Source organism: Catenovulum agarivorans YM01, assembly GCF_000281085.1.
Taxonomy (GTDB): domain Bacteria; phylum Pseudomonadota; class Gammaproteobacteria; order Enterobacterales; family Alteromonadaceae; genus Catenovulum; species Catenovulum agarivorans.
In genome coordinates this window covers 1-1,051 of record NZ_AJWM01000133.1, presented here as the reverse complement: position 1 = coordinate 1,051, position 1,051 = coordinate 1, and the positions used below count along the sequence as shown (strand labels likewise).

At 44.1% G+C, this 1,051-nt stretch carries 1 protein-coding gene; it reads right to left on the bottom strand.

Going from position 1 to position 1,051, the window contains the following annotated elements; translation table 11 throughout:
- Nucleotides 1-1,051, bottom strand: a 1,051-nt coding sequence (locus WSC_RS21645) for an Ig-like domain-containing protein (protein WP_016954355.1), incomplete at both ends; no start/stop codon positions are given.

The window sequence follows — 1,051 nt, the reverse complement described above, 5'->3', positions numbered from 1 at the left end:
TTGTGACCGTGACACTCGCGTTGTTTTCTGCGCCACTACCAGCAATTAATACATCTGCATCTTCAGCTGCATTAACGTAACCATCACCTTCAATCGGTGTGGTAATAGTTAGCGCACTTGGTGCAGAGTTGTCGAGTGTGATGTTTTGTGTTGAAGCAGTTGAAGTATTGCCTGCATTGTCAGTTTGGGTAGCTGAGACGGTTAATGTACCATTGTTAAATGTACTAACATCAAATTCGCTACCAGAAATTGTCCAATCTCCAGACGCATCGGCAGTGACGGTTTGATCTAAGCTATTAGCACCATCTGTAATTGCAACTGTGACACTTGCGTTTGCTTCTGCACCACTACCTTCAATCAAGACATCATTATCTTCGGCTGCATTAACAATGCCGTCGCTTTCAATTGGCGTGATAATAGTCGGTGCACTTGGCGCTGAATTGTCCAAGGTAATATCTTGCGTTGCACTGCTAGATTCATTGCCCGCTGCATCTGTTTGCGTCACTGTCACAGTTAGTGTGCCGTTGCTTAATGCTGAGATATCTATCTCATTACTTGCTATCGTCCAGTTACCACTGCCATCCGCTGTGGTTTGAATTGAAACGCTACCAATAGTGATAGTTAAGCTTGCATTGGCTTCTGCGCCACTACCTGAAATTAATACAGTATCGTCTTCACTGGCATTGACGATATTATCTATTTCAATTGGCGTGCTGATGCTTGGGGCACTCGGTGCTGTATTGTCTAAGGTAACTGTTGTAGAAGCGGCAGTTGAAGTATTGCCGGCAGTATCTGTTTGGGTTGCTGATACAGTTAATGTGCCATTGTTAAATGTACTAACATCAAATTCGCTACCTGAAATGGTCCAAGCACCAGAACTATCTGCTGCCACTGTGCGTGATAGGCTATTCGTATCATCGGTAATTGTAACTGTGACACTTGCGTTCGCTTCTGCCGCTGAACCTACAATTAATACGTCCGCATCTTCTACAGCATTGACAATACCATCGGTTTCTATAGGTGTAGTAATAGTTACAGCACTTGGTGCTGA